The following is an 18,139-nucleotide window of genomic DNA, read 5'->3' on the forward strand; positions in this document are numbered from 1 at the left end:
TTTAAAATAATTAAGACAATGAAAGAAGTACTTGCTGCAATTAACAGACACAAGAAAGCCGTGTCAAATCATAAATTATTCCGTGATGTTCATACAATAACACAAGAAAGCGTAATTGAAAAAATAGATATATGGGCACCTTTATTTGTGCACCTTACCATGACATTTAAAGACATCAACCAGATGTTTTATCATTTTCCCAACCCTAAGAACGATATGCAAAAGGCGATTAATGCGCATGCTGAGGTGGATTCTACACACTGGAATATGCTGAAAACTGATTTGCAAACTTTAGGCATTTACAACAATGTAAAAGATTATGGCGATGCCATGGATATGATTTGGCTGGATGCTGGTGCACCTATTAGAAGTTATATGTATCACGCAATTATCAGGGCTCAAATGTGTGGCGATAATGTTTATTTAAGAATGGCAGCAATGGAGGCTGGAGAGACAACAGTAAAAATGTTCTTTAATACAACCAAATATGTTGCAGGATTATACGAACAGAAAACTGGCAAACAATTGCATTATTTTGGCAACCTGCATATTGACAGTGAAGTTGACAATGCTGTTGATTTATCAATTTTTGAACAACAAAAACTTGATCAAGAAACTTTAGAAAAAGCACTCCATATAGTTGATGCTCATTTTGATAAATTTAAAGATTTCTTAGATTATAAATATTCAATTACTTTCCCTAGTAAATCTTTATCTTAAAAACCACAAGTGTCGACCAAAAAGAAAATCTGCATTATTGGCGCAGGTCCTTCTGGGCTTTGCACAGCAAAAGAAATTCAGGAAAATAACCCAAATATTGATGTAAAAGTTTTTGAAAAATCCGATGCCATTGGCGGTGTATTTTCAAATTGCTATGAAGGTTTAAGCCTTGTTAACAATCCATTTTTGATAAGTTTTAGTGATTTTCCACCTCAGGACAACTGTGATGATTTAAGAATGTGGAAGGCGAAAGAGTATGTGGATTATTTAAATCGTTACGCCAAATATAACCACCTGCTCCCCTTAATATTTTTTAATCATACTGTTCAAAAAATAAACAAAAAAGGTAAACAATGGGAGGTTTGCTTTCAAAAAGACGGGGACATAGAGATTGAAATATTTGATTATTTAGCCATCTGTAGTGGCGCAAACCATAAGGCAAGAAAAACCCATTTGCCCAACCAAGAAAAATTTTCTGGTGAAGTCATTTACGGGGGAAATACAAAAAAAGTATCTGGCTTAAAAGGCAAAAAAGTAGTTTTTGTAGGTTTGGGTGAGACTGCCTCTGATCTTGTTTATTTGTCTCGAAATTTAGTACGCCAAAGTTATGTTTCTGTTCGGAGGTGGCCCGGATATTTTATCCCAAGATATCACGACAACAAACCAACAGATTTAGACACCTCAAATATCTATCATGCTCTTTCTCGAGATGTAGACGATAGCCGATTGTCTTTTTTGACAAGTTTTAAAAGAAAATTAGAGTATAAAAACATTGCCCTACAAGAAGATAAGCAAATTCAAAATGCCATGAATCATTTTAATTCTTCTTATAAGTCAATTAATTACCTAGGGCCTTTTCGTCGAGTCACAACAAAAAGTTGCGGTTTTATTAAAGCCTATTTAGAAGACAAAACATCTTTAAAGCCTGAAATTGTAAACTTAGAAGGTAAAAAGGTTATATTTAAAGATGGCAGCTCTGTATTGGCAGATACAATTGTGTTATGCACCGGCAATACCTTTAATTTATCTTTTTTGCCTGATGATATACTAGATAAAACTTCATCTATCAATAAACTGTATAAATATATATTTATCCCAGATGTGGAGCATTGTTATTTTATTGGTTTTGCTCGACCAAATTTAGGGTCTTTGCCTTCGGTTGCAGAATTACAAGCAAGATATTTATCTGCTTATCTAAAACAAGAAATCGACTTGCCCAATCAAGAAAAAATGCAACAAGAGATTTTAAATCAGCAACAAAGATTTAAATGGCAGTTCCCTGTTGATTTTGAGCGCATCACACACCTTGTTGATTATTATTGGTACACAAGATTATTGGCAAAGGATTTAAATGCTTTGCCAAAGCAGTGGCGTTTGTTTTTTTTAGATATTCACTTATGGTATAAAGTCAATTTTTCTTTTTTATACCCCGGAATTTACAGATTATACCCACACAATGCAAAATCAAAAAAAATTGCATCTATTATCAAAAAATTCCCCACAATGAACAAAAAAGTTCTCTTTGTAGAGACGATACTTTATTTGTTAAACAAATTGTCAAAACTGTTTTCAATTAAATAAGATCTTTGCATAAATATAGATGATTAGCAAAATTTAATTGGCGATTTCTTTGTTTGACAGAGAAGAAACGGTTACAAACCGCTCCCTACGACTATGGGTTTAAAAAATTGTTAAGTGGATGAAAAGCGGACGCTTGGCGATTGTTCATATTTAACAAAGGTCTCAAATAATAAGCGCAAAATCTATTTTCCGAGGGTATAAACAAAAAGTAACTTTAACTACGGGAATCACTTCAAAATAGAGAGATTTGCCTTTCCAAAACTTCTAACAATTTCTTATATGAAGCACCCCTGCTTTATGCCATTTTCAAAAATAAACTAAACAATCTGGCGCTCGCCCTCATTCCAAGTATTTTTATTGCTATACTTGGGTGATTATAAGCGCTATATTGCTCATTTTATTTTTGAAAACGGTATTAGGCATAGATACTGAATAAAAGGTAAATTTTATTCAGTTGTCATTTTTATAAAGCCTATCCTAGCAGAGACAAGATGGGCTTTATAAAAATTTACCAATGCATGAAAGTTGTCCTTTGGTTAATATTTGTGTCTAATGAAGAGGTGCCTGACTCACATAGATATTGTTTCGTAATCGCTCAAGCGCTCGTTTAGTTTTGAATGCCAAAGTGCGCTAGATTCGCTTCCTTACTCCGATTTTTTTTTGCTTAATTCGGACTATTTTTTGACATTGTTGAAATGCTATATGGAGGCCTTTGTATAAATATGGATGATTAGCAAAATTCAATTTTTGCCCACTTGGTGATTTTCTTAAACCTTGTCCTAGCAAGGCTAAGGCTGGGTTTAAAAAATTACCAAGTGGGTGAAAAGTGAATCTTTGATGATTATTTATATTTACGCAAAGGTCTCATATTATATGTTGAGATATAATCATCATAGACAGCCAAATCCAAAGCGTATTGAAACTTACCAATGTGGGTAATAACTTTCTATTACTCGCCCAGATTAAAGACATACTAGTTAGTAAGGCAACAAAGTACAATTGCCAAAGCTGAACTCCAAATATCAGCCCAGGTACAATAATGATGGCTTTCATACTCCAGCTAACTGCTTCAATAATATTATAGTTTGTCCAATATTCCTTGCGAAACCACATCTTATAACAATCAAGCACTCTCTTCCATCCAGTTAATGTATACACAATACTTGTAAGAACAACCCAAGAAATAATAGCGAATATCAATTGCTCTGCAGTCATAGTGGGCTTTGATTTTTAAAATAGAGTAACTTCATTGGTATTTTTATATCGATTTCTAAATTTATACTTCAAAACCAAATACCGAGCTTAAACTTTAATGCTATGCTCAACTTATAGTTGGGTGTTACTTTTTATGATTGATATATTGAACTATTTTTAGCCCCTGACAACAATACACAGGATTTTACAAGAAGAAAAGCATTGGATTTATCTCAACACTTTTTTTTAGATTATACCGCAATGCAACTAAAACTCTTTAGTTTATCACTGTCAGAGACTAAAAAAAATAATGACTTATAAATTACATTTTAATTAGAATTACCCATAAGAATTAGTATATAATTCTCTTCCTTTAAAGATTGACATAAATTTATAGCTATGAAAACAGACATACATCCTAATTATGACACCGTGAAAGTAATCTGCTCATGTGGCAACGCCTTTGAGTCTCGTTCAACAATTGGTAAAGAAGAATTACACTTAGATGTGTGCTCTAGTTGCCACCCCTTTTACACAGGTAAGCAAAAAATTATGGACAGTGCAGGTCGTGTTGAGAAGTTTAAATCTCGTTACGGTGCATTCAAACGATAAGTATCAAATTTTTAGTAAAAAGCCACGAAAGTGGCTTTTTTTATGCCCGATTGCCAAAGGAAAGTCTTTGCGTAAATACAAATAATCACCAAGAATTCACTTTTACCCACTTGACAATTTTTTAAACCCAGCCTTAGCCTTGTCAGAACAAGGTTTAGAGAAATCACCAGGTGGGTAAAATTAAATTTTTCCAATCATTCCTATTTACACAAAGGTCAAAGAGTTTAGACAAAAAATTGTTATAATTGTTTGCTACTAAAATAATTCATGTTAACTATGTCATTTGACTATATCAACGCCCTATTAAAGAAGCCGACAAAACGCACACCTATTTGGGTAATGCGCCAAGCAGGTCGTTATTTGCCAGAATATCGGGCAACGCGCGCAAAAGCTGGCGATTTTTTAACACTGTGCAAATCACCTGAACTGGCATGCGAAGTAACAATGCAGCCAATTGACAGATTTGATTTAGATGCAGCCATTTTATTTTCTGATATTTTGACCATTCCCGATGCAATGAATTTGGGTTTGTACTTTTCAGAAGGCGAAGGCCCCAAATTCTCCAACCCCATCCAATCACTGGCTGATATTGAAAAGTTACCCACCGACATTAACAACGAACTAACCTATGTATTTGACGGCGTTTCAACCATTAAGAAAGCACTCAACAACCGTGTGCCGTTGATTGGTTTTAGCGGCAGCCCATGGACTTTAGCCACTTATATGATTGAAGGTGGCAGTAGCAAAACCTTTGCCAATACCAAAAAAATGCTATTTAACAACCCAGATGCCTTGCATTTATTATTAGAAAAATTGGCACAAAGCGTTATTGCCTACCTTAACCAACAAATTTTATCAGGCGCAGACAGTGTTATGATTTTTGACACTTGGGGCGGCGTATTGTCCAAACAAAATTACCTAGATTTTTCCCTAAACTATATGGCAAAAATCGTCAAGAGCGTCAAAGCCCAACACCCCACCATCCCCATCACCCTATTCAGCAAAAACGGCGGCAAACACTTGACCCATATTGCCGATACCGGCTGTGATGGCATCGGCATCGACTGGACCATAGAACTCGCACAAGCACAACAACAAGTAGGCGATAAAGTTGCCATTCAAGGCAACCTTGACCCCGCCGTTCTATACGCCACACCTGAAGTCATCGAACGAGAAGTTAAAAAAGTCTTGTCGCAATTCAAAGGTGATACGGGTCATATCTTCAACCTCGGTCATGGCATTACCCCTGATGTTGACCCTGAGAATATGAAAGTTTTGGTTGATTGTGTGCATAAATTCAGTTCGAGGTAAAAGTGAATTTAAACATTAAAGTTGAAAATTTAGGTAGATTTAAAAAAGGCGAGGTAAAACTTCGCCCATTGACTGTGCTAACGGGCGAGAATGGCACGGGCAAAAGTTTTTTTACCAAAACGCTTTATTCTATCTTTAGTGTTTTAAATAAAAACTTATTACGCATAGAAATTGATAAAACAATAGTCACTATAAATATAGATTTGGAATCTTTTATTGCACAAGTTCAAAGAAAAAGTGCACTGGAAGAAAATATGGTGAAAGATGTTAAAACAAAGCTAAACCTCTTTAAAGATGCTTTAAATGTTTTTAAAGATGAGAATATAAGATTTTATAAAATCAAAATCCAGGAATTACATAAGGATATCGAAAAACCAATTAACAAACTTAACAAACACTTTGAGAAAATACAAAATAATCCCATTAAGGTTAAATTCATCAAAAATAAAATAAAAGAATTGCAGAATAATTTCTCAATCCTAGAGAGTTTTACAAAACATAATATTTACCCAAAGATACTTTCAAAGAATTTATCGAGTGAAATAAAAGAAAATTTTCAAATTTCAAATTTATACGAACTGATTTCCTTTGATGAGAGTAAATGCCAAATATACGATAAAAAAAATGGATTAAATATATCCTTTAATAAAGATAATTTTGTTGATTTTTCATTAGAACATGATTTTATTGCTGAAGTTTCTAACCTTGATAGGGTTATATTCTTTGAGTCTCCCGCTTACTGGAGTGTAAGAGACGCCCTTAACAACTCCAAAGAAGTAGAAAAAAAGGGGGACTTGACAGGGGTTTCAAAATATTTTTACGATTTAGATAAAACCTTAAACACCAAATCAACCAATCAGCCTTTAGAAATTGTATCAAAATTGGCAGTTGAATTAAAGGAAGAAATTGGTGGAGAATTTATTTTCGACAGTGGTCGCCTGTCATTTGTTGATAATTCTGGCAAAAATATTGATAAAAACTTAATTTCTTTTGGTATGACCAATTTAGGCATGATACAGGCCTTGCTTAAAAACAATGTCATTAGCAAAGGTTCGTTTGTATTTTTTGATGAGCCAGAAACAAACTTACACCCTACTTGGCAAGTTTTGTTAACTAAGGTTCTAATTGAGTTAGCGGAAAATGGTGTAAATGTAGTAATGGCAACACACAGTTTGGACATGATCAAAGCGCTTGAAGTTCACACTAAAGACAAAGATAAAAAATTTATTGCTATTAATCATTTTACAAAAGAAGGGAGGTTGTTTGAATTTGACTCTGACGATATTACTGAAAATTTAATAGAATCTAGAGAAGAATTGTCGTCTTCATACAAAGACTTATATATGAAAGACGCAAAAAATGGTTAATTTAACTAGCCATTGCAAATATTGCAAAACAATTCAGCACTCCCCGCCCATAAAGGGAGCAATAGAACAAGCGGCTTGTCAGGCTATATTATTTGATCAGAATGATAACGGGTGTGTAAAAGAATTAAATTACGGTACTTGTGCGCAAGTTGACTATATTGATTTAATAGGGAATGAACTTATTTTGATTGAATTAAAAGATTTACGGGCTCAATTGGAGAATAAAAATATGGATGATATTTTGACAAATCTCACTAAAAAATACAACGATTCTATTGACATAGTCAAAGAGAGTATTAATAATAATTGCGTCCCTAACCAGTATTATGTAGTTATAAAAAACGACACTGAGATTGTGCTATTTGATAATATTTTTCCAATAAGGAAAAGGAAAATAGATAAGCATTTCAATTTTGTTGTGTGCAAAACAAAGGAAATTTGCAACAAATTATCAACACTAGGTACCCGATTATGTCCATAATAAAAAACACTTTCAAAACCCTAAAAAAGCAGAACAAAAAAGCCTTTATTCCCTTTATCACAGCAGGCGATAGTGGGCTGGATAACACTTTTGCATTAATGCAAGTTTTGGTTGACAATGGAGCGGATGTGATTGAATTAGGCGTGCCGTTTTCAGACCCAATGGCAGATGGGCCAGTCATTGCTAAATCGCATGAACGCGCAGTGGCAAATGGGGTTAGTCTTCGCAATGTGTTAGATTTAGTTAAAAGGTTTAGGCAAATCAACGACACAACAGCGATTGTGCTGATGGGTTACCTTAATCCAATTGAAGTCTTTGGCTATCAAGCATTTGCCGATGCCGCCAGTGAAAGCGGTGTGGATGGCGTATTGGTGGTGGATATGCCACCCGAGGAAGCGCATGATTTAAAGACATGCCTGGATGGTGTTGATGTAGATTTTATTTTCTTAGTTGCACCAACTACAACGGATGATCGTTTGGCATTTTTAGCCACCATCGCCTCAGGTTTTATTTATTTTGTTGCCCTCAAAGGGGTAACAGGTGCAGGGCATTTGGATGTTGATTTGGTCAAAACACATCTCTTAAGGATTCGCCAAACGGTTAACTTGCCCATTGGCGTTGGCTTTGGCATTAAAGATGCCAAAAGTGCAAAAGCAGTGTCCGAACATGCTGATGCAGTTATTGTAGGCTCATCATTGGTTGCATTTGTTGAGCAATATGCAGATGATAAGGATAAAATGTTGGCAAGTGTGGGTGTGTTGGCGAATGAAATTTCGAGTGCAATTAAATAAGGAGCGATAACAATGAGTTGGCTAGAAAAAATCTTACCTTCTATTACCAGTGTGGCAAAGAAGAATATTCCAGAGGGCTTGTGGAGCAAGTGCCTTGAGTGTGAAACGACGATTTATTCGGAAGAATTAAAAACATTAAATTATGTTTGCCCTAAGTGCGATTATCATATGCGTATTTCTGCTCGTGTGCGACTTGAGGGTTTTTTGGATGAAGAAGGGCAGAAGGAAATTGCACCAGATTTAATTGCAGTTGACCCTTTGAAATTTAAAGACCAAAAAAAATACAAAGAACGCCTTACTTTGGCACAAAAAAACACCAATGAAAAAGATGCTTTGGTGGTGAAAAGTGGCACATTACACGGCATGGATGTTGTTGTGGCTGCCTTTGAATTTAAGTTTATGGGTGGCTCAATGGGTTCTGTGGTGGGGGAAAAATTTGTGCGTGCTGCTCAACTTAGCATGGAAACTGGGGCGCCGCTTATCTGCTTTTCAGCATCGGGTGGGGCGCGTATGCAAGAGGGGCTGTTCTCGCTTATGCAAATGAGCAAAACTGCGCTCATATTGAAATTATTAAACGATAAAAAGATTCCTTTCATCTCAATTTTGACCGATCCAACCATGGGTGGCGTGTCTGCCAGTTTTGCCATGCTGGGCGATATTCACATTGCCGAACCTAATGCACTCATTGGCTTTGCTGGCCCTAGAGTGGTGGAGCAAACAGTGCGAGAAGAATTACCATCAGGCTTTCAGCGCAGTGAATTCTTACTTGAAAAAGGTGCCATTGATATGATTGTTCATCGCCGAGATTTACGCAATAGGGTTCACCAATTGTTACAAGCATTACATGGGTAAATATAAATTATTCTATAAACTCATGCATGCAAATGGCGCTCTGGTTGACGAGTCAAACGACACTCCTTTGGTGTTTGAAATTGGTGATGGGCAACTTGACCCATGCCTAGAGTCTTGCGTTAAAGAGGCTGAGGTTGGCAAATTACAAACTTTTTTATTAAGTGCTGATGAGTCCTTTGGTCAGGTTTATGACGAAGCCATTCAAGTGATGAATCGCAGTGAATTTCCTAAAGATATGCGCCTTAAAACTGATGCCGCTGTTGAATTTAAAACGCCCACGGGCGACTCGTTCGTCGGTTGTATTGACAAAATTGATGGCGATGATATTACTGTGAATTTTAATCACCCCTTGGCAGGTTGCGATATCTCGTTTCAAGTAGAAATACTCGAAAAATATAAAAACGCTCAATGAAAGTTTTACTTGCCAATCCACGAGGTTTTTGTGCAGGCGTTGAGCGTGCCATTGAAATCGTTGAGCGTGCGTTAGCGCTACATGGTGCGCCCATTTATGTGCGCCATGAAGTGGTGCATAACAAGTTTGTCGTGAGCAGTCTAAAGTCCAAAGGTGCAATTTTTGTTGAGGAAATTGATGAGGTGCCGACAGGCAAAGTGGTAATTTTTAGTGCGCATGGTGTATCAAAAGCAGTGCGCCAACAAGCTGATAAACTTGGCGCAATTATTTATGATGCCACTTGTCCGCTGGTAACCAAAGTTCACAAAGAGGTGGTGCATAAACAAAAACAAAACCACCAAGTCATCTTAATTGGACATGAGGGGCACCCTGAAGTAGAAGGTACGCTTGGACAATCGGCTCAAGGCGCAAGCGTTAAATTGATTGAAACCATTGCAGATGTAGAGAAGTTAAATTTAAACACTAAACGCCTTTCTTATACAACCCAAACCACTTTATCTACCGACGACACTCAACAAATTGTTGATGCACTAAAGCGTAAATTTCCTGAGATTGAATCACCACAAAAAGATGATATCTGCTACGCCACACAGAACCGACAAGATGCTGTAAAAACACTCATGCAAGATTCTGATGTGCTACTGGTATTAGGCTCCAACAACTCTTCCAACTCAAATCGCCTAAGAGAAATCGCCGAAAAAATGCATAAAAACGCCTACCTCATCGATGGCGCAAAAGAAATTCAAACAAGTTGGCTAGAGGGTGCAAACACTGTAGGCGTAACTGCTGGTGCATCAGCCCCTGAAATTTTAGTACAAGAAGTGGTTGACTATTTACGCAACCACAATGCAACTGAAATTATAGAAATAAATGGCACAAAAGAAAATGTGCGCTTTCCAATACCTAAACCATTAAGACAGGAGAAAAAATGTTAAAAACAGCGTTAATTTGTGGTTCGTATGCCTTTGATTCCATCATGGTCTTCCACGATCAATTTAAAAACCACATTCTGCCAGACAAAGTGCATATACTCAATGTCTCTTTTCTGGTGCCAACCCTACGCAAAGAATTTGGCGGTTGTGGCGGTAATATCGCTTACAACCTCCATTTACTGGGTGTTAATTCGATACCAATGGCAACGGTAGGTGAAGACTTTACCCCCTATATGAACTGGATGGAATCTCAGCACATGAACACCACACATATCAAAGTAATCAAAGGCACTTACACAGGTCAAGCCTTTATCACGACCGATATGGACGACAACCAAATTACCGCTTTTCACCCTGGTGCAATGAGCGAATCTCATCAAAATAAAGTTGCCGATGTCAGTGCCGTTGATATTGGCATCGTCTCACCCGATGGACGCGATGGTATGATTGCACACGCAAAACAATTTGCAGACAACAACACCCCTTTTATTTTTGACCCCGGTCAAGGAATGCCAATGTTCTCAGGTGCAGAATTAATCACTTTTATTGAACAAGCCACTTACATCGCCGTCAATGATTACGAATCCCAAATGTTGCAAGATAAAACCAATCTCAGTCTGTCAGAAATTGCCTCAATGGTCGAAGCACTCATCATCACCAAAGGCGCCAAAGGCAGCGAAATTCACACCAATAACAACACTATCAACATCGCCCCCGCCACACCCAACGCCACACAAGATCCAACTGGCTGTGGCGACGCTTACCGTGCCGGCTTGTTATATGGCTTAATGCATAAACTAGATTGGCAAACCACAGGACAACTCGCAGGACTGCTAGGCGCAATCAAAGTTGCCCACCTCGGCACCCAAAATCATACCTTTGATCTGGACGAGATTAAACGCTTATACCAACAAAGTTATGGCTCGCCATTATTTTGAATGTAATTCTTTGAGTTGATTTTCAACCCATTCAATGCGTGCACCGTCCTCGGGCATTTGATGCTTGAGGATAAGTTGATTTTGTCCTTTGATTTGGTAGTTTCTAGGTTGGGTTTGCACTAGATTGATGATTTTTATTGGCTCAATTGTGGTTTTATTGGAGAAGGTGAGGTGTGCTTTGTCGTCATAGATTGAAATTTTATCAATGCCAATTTTTTCCGAGAAAAGTTTTAATTGGGTTACCGAGAATAGGTTTTTAGTGGCATCTGGGAGTAGGCCAAAGCGGTCAATCATTTCTATTTGTAGATCTTTCAATTCGTCGTTATTTTTAGCGTTAGAAATGCGCTTATACAGAACGAGGCGTTCGTGTACATCGCCAAGATAGGTGTCGGGAATGATGCAGGGGATGCCGGTGTCAATTTCGATTTCAGGGTTAATTGGGTCGTTTGCATTAATTTTTTTGCCTGCACGCATGGCATCAATTGTGCGTTTGAGTAAATCATGATAGAGGTTAAAGCCGATTTCGCTGATTTTTCCAGATTGATTGTCACCCAGCAAATCACCTGCACCCCGAATCTCTAAATCGTGATTGGCCAGCATAAATCCAGCGCCAAGTTCTTCTAAAGATTCAACCGCTTCTAGGCGTTTTTTGGCGTTTTTGCTCAATGATTGATGTGATTTAATCACTAAATAAGCGTAGGCTCTGTGGTGCGAACGCCCGACTCGTCCACGCAGTTGGTGCAATTGTGCCAGTCCAAAATTTTGTGCATTGTTGATAATAATAGTATTGGCATTGGGAATATCGATGCCTGTTTCAATGATAGTGGTGCAGACAAGGATTTGAAAGCGACCATGGTAAAAATCGCTCATAATTTGCTCTAATTCACGCGTTGGCATTTGCCCATGAGCGATGCGTACGCGTGCATTTGGTATAATTGATTTAAGGGTTTCTGCCATATTGTCAATTGAATCAATGTCATTATGCAGTACAAATATTTGCCCACCTCGATGCAACTCTCGAGAGCACGCCTCTTTAATGGTGTTGTTATCCCACTCGTTCACAAAGGTTTGAATGGCGCTTCGTCCTTGTGGTGGCGTGGCAATAATAGACAATTCTCTGAGTGAGCCGAGTGCCATATTCAGCGTGCGGGGAATTGGCGTTGCTGTCATGGTCAGAATGTCGCTTTCGCCTCGCATTTTTTTCAACGATTCTTTTTGTTTAACCCCAAATCGATGCTCTTCATCAATCACAATCAATCCAAGATTTTTGTATTTAATACTGCCATGAATAAGCTTGTGCGTACCAATCACAATATCCACTCTGCCTTCAAGCAATTGTTGTTTAATGTGTGTTTGTTCCTTGGCGCTTTGAAAGCGTGACAAAGCGGCAATTTCAATTGGATATTTGATAAATCTGTCTTTAAAAGAGGTGTAATGCTGGTTTGCCAATAAAGTTGTTGGCACCAAAATAGCCACTTGTTTGCCCGCTTCTACTGCCAAAAATGCAGCACGCATGGCAATCTCAGTTTTACCAAAACCAACATCACCACAAACCAGTCTGTCCATTGGTTTTTGAGATTGCATATCTGCCAACACTTCGCCCATGGTTTTAAGTTGGTCTGGCGTTTCTTCAAAAGGAAAACTGGCCACAAAGGAGGAATAAGCGTCGTTCGGTTCAGGAAAAGCAAAACCACTTTGCGATTCACGCTTGGCATAGATTTCTAACAAATCGGCAGCAATGTCGTGCAGGGCCTCATGCGCCTTTTGCTTAGCCTTGCTCCACTGATTGGTACCAAGTTTATGCAATGGTGCAATATCGGGAGATGCGCCTGAATAACGAGAAATTAGGTTGAGCGAAGTCATTGGCACCATCAATTTTGAATGGTTGGCGTATTCTAGCATTAAGAAATCCTGTGCCAAACCATCAAAGGTTTGCGTTTTTAGCCCCAAATAACGCCCGACGCCATAACTTTCATGCACAATCGGGTCGCCAATTTGAATTTCCACCAAGGACTTAATCGCCTCGTCAAAATCCTTATGTTTGGCACGCCTGCGTCGCTGTTGCTTAACCACATCTGCACCGAACAAATCCACTTCGGTGATAATGGCAATATTCTCTGTTAGCAGCCCTTCGGTAAGTTCATCATTGGTAATGCAAAGACTTTGGCCACTGCTAAGAAAATCTTGCCAATGGGCAACAGGATGTGGATTGTGCTTGTGATTAATAAGCAAATCGCTCAATACACTTTGTCGCCCTTCAGACTCACAAACAATAAGGATTTTGCCATTAAATTTCTTTTCAAAAGCAAGGAACTTATCCAATGGATTCTTATTCTGCGCATTGATGGTCAGCGGCGGCAATAACTTGCTGATAAAATTCAATCTGCCTGCTTTTTCAGCAAGTTTGGAACTGCCAATAATAAGTTGTTGTCGTTGTTTAATTTGACCAAACAACTGATCTTTTTCAAGAAAAACTTGATGAATGGGCAAAGGCAGTCTATCAAGATTATTGCTTGCTTGCTGATGACGCGCATCAATTTCATCATAACTTGATTCCAAAAGCGCACCAAAGCCTTGACTGGTGGCAACAATGGTATCGCTTGGCAAATAGTCAAACAAGGTGCTGGTGTGGGTAAAAAATAATGAAAGATAAAATTCAATACCACTCGGCAACCGGGATTCACTAACTTCATCAAAAATAAAGCCGTTGCTATCGCCAAAAGTTTTAAGATAATTGCTTTTGAAAATTTCAATACTTTCTTGGTCAGTGGCAAACTCTCTTGCTGGTAACAAAAACACTTGTTCAACTTCTTCAATGGAGCGTTGCGTTGAAGCGTCAAAAATACGCATAGATTCAATTTCTTGGTCAAATAAATCTATGCGATAGGGCGAATTAGCACCCATTGGAAAAAGGTCAATAAGTGAGCCTTTCACGCTAAATTCACCATGCTCTCGAACCGTTGTCACTCGGTTATAGCCAATTTTTAACAAACGCTGAGAAAAAGTTTGTATCTCTAAACCGTCGCCATTTTTCAAATTAAAACTGTATTGCTTGCTAAACGCTATTGGGCATAATTTTTGTGACAACGATTCTAAAGTGGTAATAACAATGCCATGCTTAAGATTAGACAATTTAGACAAAGTATTAAGGCGGCTAGAAGTGATATCTGGGTGTGGAGAGAAATGATCAAAGGGCAACACTTCCCAATTGTCAAACCTCAAAATCTCCAACTCACTGCCATAAAAATTGAGGGATTTAAATAATTGCTCAAAATGGGTAATATCATTCGCCACCACCAGCACAACCTGATCTTGTGTTTTGGCAAATTCAATCAACGCCAAGGCCTGCGCACTACCGTAAAGCGACCCCCAATAAAATTTTTGCCCAGATTCGAAAGGAATTACACCTTGTGGATAAAGATATTGCATATTGCCCCTTAGAGACCTTTGTATAAATATGGGTGATTAGCAACATTCTGCCCACTTGGTGATTTCTTTAAACCTTGTCCTGCTAAGACTAAGGCTGGGTTTATCCTCCTAGAGAGCTGCTGGGTGTTGCTGGAAAAATTGCCAAGTGAATGAAAAGTGGATTTTTGATGATTGTTCATATTTACAAAGGCCTCCCTTATTTTTTTAAGATGCTAACGCCTTCTTTTTCTAACATTTTAGCCAGTTGAATAAGTGGCAAACCAACCATTGCATCAACATCATCTCCTTCTATACGCTCAAAAAGGCTGACACCTAAAGGTGTTTCAGACTTAAAGCCGCCTGCGCAATTATAAGGCTGTTCTTTTTGCAGATAGTCTTCAATTTTTTCAGCACTTAACACCTTGAAAAAAACCTTTGATGTGTGAATGTATGTTTGCATATTATTGGTATGGGCATTTAAAAGTGTCAAACTTGTTAAAAAAGTAACAACATTCCCCGAACTTTGCTCAAGTTGTCGGGTTGCATTTTTATGTGACTGTGGCTTGGTTAAAATCTCATCATCAACACCAGCACCGTCTGCAAGCGTTGCCACTTGATCTGAAGCGATAATAAGCCCACTGTGTGTCTTTGCCACTTCACGCGCTTTTTCCTGCGCCAAACGAAACACCAATTGCTTAGGCGTTTCATTGTCCCGCCTAGATTCATCAATTTCAGGCGACACGATATCAAAATCCAAACTTAATTTTTTAAGCAGTTTTTTTCTAAAAGGCGACGATGAGGCAAGAATTAATGACACAGCAAGTAAAGTATTTGTAAAATAGTATCATTTTACTTTATTTAAAACTTCCCCCTATGAGATTATCTATTATTGTAGCAATGGACGACAAGCAACTCATTGGCAAAAACAACGCCTTACCTTGGCACTTGCCAGCCGATTTAGGCTATTTTAAAAAAACCACCACTGGGAAAACAGTATTAATGGGACGCAAAACTTATGAATCAATTGGCAGACCATTGCCAAACCGTCGCAATGTAATCATAAGTCGCAATGCCAATTTTCAAGCCGATGGTTGCGAAGTTGTTACCAGTATTGGAGCCGCATTAAAACTCGCTAAGAATGACAACGAAGTTATGATAATGGGGGGCGCTTCATTCTACGAGCAAATACTGCCAAGCGTTGACAGGCTTTACATCACCCAAATTGAAGGTGAATTTGAAGGTGATGCTCATTTTCCAGCCTTTGATCGTAACAAATTTATTGAAACTTGCAGAGAATCACATGCAGCTGATGAAAAAAATCCCCACGCTTACCACTTTACCGTCTTAGACAGAAAATAGCCTGGTGCGTTGAATCTTAAAAACACAAGTAAGTGTTTTTAAAGTTCAACATAAAAAGAGGGGAACAAAAATGGTGCCGATGGCGAGAGTCGAACTCGCACGAGCGTAGCTCACTACCCCCTCAAGGTAGCGTGTCTACCAATTCCACCACATCGGCAAAAAAATAGTTGGACTTATTTAGAAATATCGTCTGCTTTAAGGTCAATCACTAACTCATCCTTTTTAGGGTCGCCAATCACCAACAACTTGCCTGCTTTAGAATCAATTGCTGGTTCGCCCTTTTTAGGGTTGTCAATCACTGGCTTGTCTGCCACCTTAGAATCAACCATTGGTACATCAACTGATGGCTCTAACTTTATGGGTACTTGATCTACAAGCACCTGATCCATCACACTTTGAGACTCTGTTGGTGCACTGGAAGCATCGCTTGTGGCTAAATATGCCAAAGTTAAACTGGTTAAAAAGAAACCAACAGCAACGCTGGTAGTTAATTTATAAATAAATGAATTGGCACCGCGTGCACCAAATACCGAACCTGATGCACCTGCGCCAAAGGCAGCGCCTGCATCAGCGCCCTTACCATGTTGCATTAAAATAAGCGCAATTAAACCCAGAGCTAGCAACACATGAACAATTAAAATAACTTGGAATGACATAATAATTAACCTGCTTTACAAATACTTAAAAAATCCTCTGGCTTGAGTGATGCACCACCAATCAAACCGCCATCAATATCCTCACAAGCAATTAACTCTTCTGCATTAGTAGGATTCATACTACCACCATACAAAATCGGAGTTGATTGTGCAATATCTGCATCATTTTTAGCCAACAGGCTACGAATAAATGCGTGTGTATCTTGTGCTTGCTGTGGTGTGGCAGTAACGCCAGTACCAATAGCCCAAACTGGCTCGTAAGCAATAATAATATTCTTAAACGCCTCAATACCAACCTTTTCAATCACGGCATTGATTTGTCGAGTAACCACTGTTTCGGTATTGCCAGATTCTCTTTCCTCTAACAATTCACCAATGCAAAATAATGGCGTTAAGCCATTATCAAGTGCCACTTGTACTTTTTCAGCAACAATTTCATCAGTTTCGCCGTATAAACTTCTGCGTTCTGAGTGGCCAACAATCACATATTCAGCGCCAAAATCTTTAATCATATCTGCACTCACCTCGCCAGTAAAGGCACCTGAGGCGTTAACATTGATATTTTGCGCGCCTAAATTCAATTGTGAATGCGTTACCAAGGCTTCAACTTGAGAAAAATAAGGATAAGGCGCACATACAATTACCTTTGATTTAACATCAGGCAAACCTTCAAGAATACCCATTACTAAAGTGCTAACGGTTTCCTTTGAAGCGTTCATTTTCCAGTTGCCTGCTACGATTGTTTGACGCATAATAATTATTTTCTATAAAAAATCAGCCATTTTACGCTATTTAGTCATAAAAATCAATCAGTGCTCTGCCCTATGGCTAAAATAAAGTGCCAAAGAAACCATTAAAATACCAAAGGCAAAATACACCAAATCAAGTGCATCTGTAAAAGCCATTGACAATGACACTTCAAAGAATGTAACCACTAAAATCATTAAGATAACTTTGGCAAGTTTCGATTTCAAATCATCAAGTGAATTAATGACCAAAACTTTTGATGAGCGCTTGCTGTTTTGGGCTTCGTCAATGTCACTAATAAACAACTCATATAGCCCCAAGGAAAATATCAGTAAAATAGTGGCCAACAAAAATCCATCAATAGCACCCACTGCATGTGCCACCATTTCAATCTTTAATACCTTTCTTGCTTCGATAGTGGCATTCAAATAATCACCCAAATGCGCCATCAGTGAACCGACATCAATGGCGGTAATAACAAACAACGCTAAAGACAATAACAACGAAGAAATTACCGCTGCAAGCACCATAAAACGCGACCCCCACAACATTTTTTCAAAATACTTTTCCAATAACTCCATTTTATTAACTCCCATTTCAAGTAAACTTTAATTTATTTGAGACCTTTGCATAAATATGGATGATTAGCAAAATTCAATTTTCATCCGCTTGGTAATTTTCTTAAATCTTATCCTAGCAAGGCTAAGGCTGGGTTTAAAAAAATTGCCAAGCGGGTAAAAAGTAGATTCTAAATGATGGCTCATATATCGATGCAAAG

18 protein-coding genes and 1 tRNA gene are annotated in these 18,139 nt (G+C 38.2%); 12 read left to right on the plus strand and 7 right to left on the minus strand.

What is annotated here, in order from left to right:
- Positions 1-18: 18 nt before the first annotated feature.
- The 11 genes from MS2017_RS10795 (at position 19) to MS2017_RS10850 (ending at position 11,191) form a co-directional block, all read left to right on the plus strand.
- A complete protein-coding gene (locus MS2017_RS10795) occupies positions 19-720 on the plus strand; it encodes a hypothetical protein (protein WP_071563365.1) in 702 nt (233 codons plus the stop codon).
- A 9-nt stretch (positions 721-729) separates the two neighbouring features.
- Positions 730-2,301, plus strand: a complete 1,572-nt coding sequence (locus tag MS2017_RS10800; RefSeq protein ID WP_071563366.1) for a flavin-containing monooxygenase — start codon at positions 730-732, stop codon at positions 2,299-2,301.
- Between the two features lie 1,593 nt (positions 2,302-3,894).
- Positions 3,895-4,107: a 50S ribosomal protein L31 gene (gene rpmE, locus MS2017_RS10810; RefSeq protein WP_071563929.1), complete on the plus strand. Its 213-nt coding sequence runs from the start codon at positions 3,895-3,897 to the stop codon at positions 4,105-4,107.
- A gap of 276 nt (positions 4,108-4,383) precedes the next feature.
- Positions 4,384-5,418 (plus strand): uroporphyrinogen decarboxylase, encoded by a 1,035-nt coding sequence (gene hemE, locus MS2017_RS10815; RefSeq protein WP_122952185.1) that lies wholly within the window; start codon positions 4,384-4,386, stop codon positions 5,416-5,418.
- Between the two features lie 2 nt (positions 5,419-5,420).
- Entirely contained in the window at positions 5,421-6,785 is a 1,365-nt protein-coding gene (locus tag MS2017_RS10820) for an AAA family ATPase (protein ID WP_164707710.1), read from the plus strand.
- A complete protein-coding gene (locus MS2017_RS10825; protein WP_122952187.1) occupies positions 6,778-7,266 on the plus strand; it encodes a hypothetical protein in 489 nt (162 codons plus the stop codon). Before MS2017_RS10820 ends, MS2017_RS10825 begins: the two co-directional genes overlap by 8 nt.
- Entirely contained in the window at positions 7,257-8,057 is an 801-nt protein-coding gene (gene trpA, locus MS2017_RS10830; protein ID WP_122952188.1) for a tryptophan synthase subunit alpha, read from the plus strand. Before MS2017_RS10825 ends, trpA begins: the two co-directional genes overlap by 10 nt.
- A 12-nt stretch (positions 8,058-8,069) precedes the next feature.
- Entirely contained in the window at positions 8,070-8,909 is an 840-nt protein-coding gene (accD, locus tag MS2017_RS10835) for an acetyl-CoA carboxylase, carboxyltransferase subunit beta (RefSeq protein WP_071563478.1), read from the plus strand.
- Positions 8,902-9,321, plus strand: coding sequence for an FKBP-type peptidyl-prolyl cis-trans isomerase (locus tag MS2017_RS10840; protein ID WP_122952189.1), 420 nt, complete (start codon positions 8,902-8,904; stop codon positions 9,319-9,321). Before accD ends, MS2017_RS10840 begins: the two co-directional genes overlap by 8 nt.
- Positions 9,318-10,256, plus strand: a complete 939-nt coding sequence (gene ispH, locus MS2017_RS10845; RefSeq protein ID WP_071563476.1) for a 4-hydroxy-3-methylbut-2-enyl diphosphate reductase — start codon at positions 9,318-9,320, stop codon at positions 10,254-10,256. The genes MS2017_RS10840 and ispH overlap by 4 nt, the downstream gene beginning before the upstream one ends.
- Positions 10,250-11,191, plus strand: a complete 942-nt coding sequence (locus MS2017_RS10850) for a carbohydrate kinase family protein (RefSeq protein WP_122952190.1) — start codon at positions 10,250-10,252, stop codon at positions 11,189-11,191. Before ispH ends, MS2017_RS10850 begins: the two co-directional genes overlap by 7 nt.
- Here the strand turns inward: MS2017_RS10850 and mfd are convergent.
- The 3 genes from mfd to MS2017_RS10860 are packed head-to-tail and all read right to left on the minus strand — an operon-like array spanning position 11,183 to position 15,416.
- Positions 11,183-14,620 carry a transcription-repair coupling factor gene (gene mfd / locus MS2017_RS10855; protein ID WP_122952191.1) on the minus strand — a complete coding sequence of 1,146 codons (3,438 nt, stop codon included), beginning with the start codon at positions 14,618-14,620 and terminating at the stop codon, positions 11,183-11,185. The two genes, MS2017_RS10850 and mfd, sit on opposite strands and share 9 nt — an antisense overlap.
- A gap of 8 nt (positions 14,621-14,628) precedes the next feature.
- On the minus strand, positions 14,629-14,799 hold the full coding sequence (locus tag MS2017_RS11585; RefSeq protein WP_158009216.1) for a hypothetical protein: 171 nt from the start codon (positions 14,797-14,799) through the stop codon (positions 14,629-14,631).
- A gap of 17 nt (positions 14,800-14,816) precedes the next feature.
- Positions 14,817-15,416 (minus strand): Maf family protein, encoded by a 600-nt coding sequence (locus tag MS2017_RS10860; protein WP_122952192.1) that lies wholly within the window; start codon positions 15,414-15,416, stop codon positions 14,817-14,819.
- Between the two features lie 56 nt (positions 15,417-15,472).
- Between MS2017_RS10860 and folA the strand changes: the two genes are divergently transcribed.
- Positions 15,473-15,958, plus strand: a complete 486-nt coding sequence (gene folA, locus MS2017_RS10865; RefSeq protein ID WP_122952193.1) for a type 3 dihydrofolate reductase — start codon at positions 15,473-15,475, stop codon at positions 15,956-15,958.
- Between the two features lie 71 nt (positions 15,959-16,029).
- On the opposite strand, the gene MS2017_RS10870 is transcribed toward folA, so the two are convergent.
- The 4 genes from MS2017_RS10870 to MS2017_RS10885 form a co-directional block, all read right to left on the minus strand.
- Positions 16,030-16,115 (minus strand) — tRNA-Leu (locus MS2017_RS10870).
- Between the two features lie 16 nt (positions 16,116-16,131).
- Positions 16,132-16,614: a preprotein translocase subunit SecG gene (gene secG / locus MS2017_RS10875; RefSeq protein ID WP_122952194.1), complete on the minus strand. Its 483-nt coding sequence runs from the start codon at positions 16,612-16,614 to the stop codon at positions 16,132-16,134.
- Positions 16,615-16,619: 5 nt separating this feature from the next.
- Positions 16,620-17,366: a triose-phosphate isomerase gene (tpiA, locus tag MS2017_RS10880; protein WP_071563471.1), complete on the minus strand. Its 747-nt coding sequence runs from the start codon at positions 17,364-17,366 to the stop codon at positions 16,620-16,622.
- A gap of 57 nt (positions 17,367-17,423) precedes the next feature.
- On the minus strand, positions 17,424-17,942 hold the full coding sequence (locus tag MS2017_RS10885) for a YqhA family protein (protein WP_071563470.1): 519 nt from the start codon (positions 17,940-17,942) through the stop codon (positions 17,424-17,426).
- Positions 17,943-18,139: the final 197 nt, after the last annotated feature.

Origin of the sequence: Bathymodiolus thermophilus thioautotrophic gill symbiont (assembly GCF_003711265.1) — a bacterium.
Classification (GTDB): domain Bacteria; phylum Pseudomonadota; class Gammaproteobacteria; order PS1; family Pseudothioglobaceae; genus Thiodubiliella.

Bases quoted from the DNA above. Each gene is read 5' to 3' on its own strand.
- MS2017_RS10795 (WP_071563365.1), top strand. From the start codon at position 19: ATGAAAGAAGTACTTGCTGCAATTAACAGACACAAGAAAGCCGTGTCA.
- rpmE (WP_071563929.1), top strand. From the start codon at position 3,895: ATGAAAACAGACATACATCCTAATTATGACACCGTGAAAGTAATCTGC.
- hemE (WP_122952185.1), top strand. From the start codon at position 4,384: ATGTCATTTGACTATATCAACGCCCTATTAAAGAAGCCGACAAAACGC.
- MS2017_RS10825 (WP_122952187.1), top strand. From the start codon at position 6,778: ATGGTTAATTTAACTAGCCATTGCAAATATTGCAAAACAATTCAGCAC.
- trpA (WP_122952188.1), top strand. From the start codon at position 7,257: ATGTCCATAATAAAAAACACTTTCAAAACCCTAAAAAAGCAGAACAAA.
- accD (WP_071563478.1), top strand. From the start codon at position 8,070: ATGAGTTGGCTAGAAAAAATCTTACCTTCTATTACCAGTGTGGCAAAG.
- MS2017_RS10840 (WP_122952189.1), top strand. From the start codon at position 8,902: ATGGGTAAATATAAATTATTCTATAAACTCATGCATGCAAATGGCGCT.
- ispH (WP_071563476.1), top strand. From the start codon at position 9,318: ATGAAAGTTTTACTTGCCAATCCACGAGGTTTTTGTGCAGGCGTTGAG.
- MS2017_RS10850 (WP_122952190.1), top strand. From the start codon at position 10,250: ATGTTAAAAACAGCGTTAATTTGTGGTTCGTATGCCTTTGATTCCATC.
- mfd (WP_122952191.1), bottom strand. From the start codon at position 14,620: ATGCAATATCTTTATCCACAAGGTGTAATTCCTTTCGAATCTGGGCAA.
- MS2017_RS11585 (WP_158009216.1), bottom strand. From the start codon at position 14,799: ATGAACAATCATCAAAAATCCACTTTTCATTCACTTGGCAATTTTTCC.
- folA (WP_122952193.1), top strand. From the start codon at position 15,473: ATGAGATTATCTATTATTGTAGCAATGGACGACAAGCAACTCATTGGC.
- secG (WP_122952194.1), bottom strand. From the start codon at position 16,614: ATGTCATTCCAAGTTATTTTAATTGTTCATGTGTTGCTAGCTCTGGGT.
- tpiA (WP_071563471.1), bottom strand. From the start codon at position 17,366: ATGCGTCAAACAATCGTAGCAGGCAACTGGAAAATGAACGCTTCAAAG.
- MS2017_RS10885 (WP_071563470.1), bottom strand. From the start codon at position 17,942: ATGGAGTTATTGGAAAAGTATTTTGAAAAAATGTTGTGGGGGTCGCGT.